This window comes from Vibrio sp. 10N.222.48.A3, assembly GCF_041475345.1.
Lineage (GTDB): Bacteria > Pseudomonadota > Gammaproteobacteria > Enterobacterales > Vibrionaceae > Vibrio > Vibrio tasmaniensis_A.
The window spans coordinates 1-749 of record NZ_JBFRVX010001495.1 but is presented as its reverse complement, the minus strand read 5'-3'; the positions used below and the strand labels follow the sequence as shown (position 1 = coordinate 749).

Sequence of the window (749 nt, the reverse complement as noted above, 5' to 3'; positions counted from 1 at the left end):
GGATCCTGTTATCGAACGGGTGCCAGAATGATGTGACATATTGAAGCGGTGCATCATATATCAGTTTGGCTGATGTTTCATGGCTAACTTATTGTACTATTGAACAAATATAGAGTTTTGCGTTATAGAATGTGGATGGTCGTAAAGTAATAAACAAAACTAATAAGCAATAAAAAACCGACGCATGTGCATCGGTTTTTGTTTAACGAGACTCAAGTTATTGGATCAATCGAACCCATTAAGCGTTCGCTTGTTCCAAATCTTGCTGCTTGTCCTTTTTAGCCAATAGGCGGCTTGTGATTGTACCAGCTGTCATTGCACCAGATACGTTAAGCGCAGTCCGTGCCATATCGATAAGTGGCTCGATAGAGATAAGCAGTGCTGCGATAGTCACAGGAAGACCCATCGCGGGTAGTACGATAAGTGCAGCGAAAGTTGCACCGCCACCAACGCCGGCAATACCAAATGAGCTCACTGTGATAATAGCAATCAGAGACAGAATGAAGTTAATGTCCATTGGGTCGATACCAACCGTAGGCGCAACCATAACTGCAAGCATTGCAGGGTAAATACCCGCACAACCATTTTGACCAATTGTTGCACCGAAAGACGCAGACAGGTTAGCAATCGCTGGTGGTACGTTTAACTTAGTGATTTGAGCTTCAACGTTCAGGGGAATAGTTGCTGCAGAGCTACGAGACGTGAAAGCGAACGTCAGTACTGGCCAGATCTTTTGGAAGTACTCTTTC

1 protein-coding gene is annotated in these 749 nt (G+C 44.3%); it reads right to left on the bottom strand.

Translation table 11 applies throughout. The features are described from left to right. Window positions 1-238 precede the first annotated feature (238 nt). Window positions 239-749: cation:dicarboxylate symporter family transporter (locus tag AB4653_RS27350; protein ID WP_372105810.1), on the bottom strand; the 511-nt coding region annotated here is incomplete at its 5' end.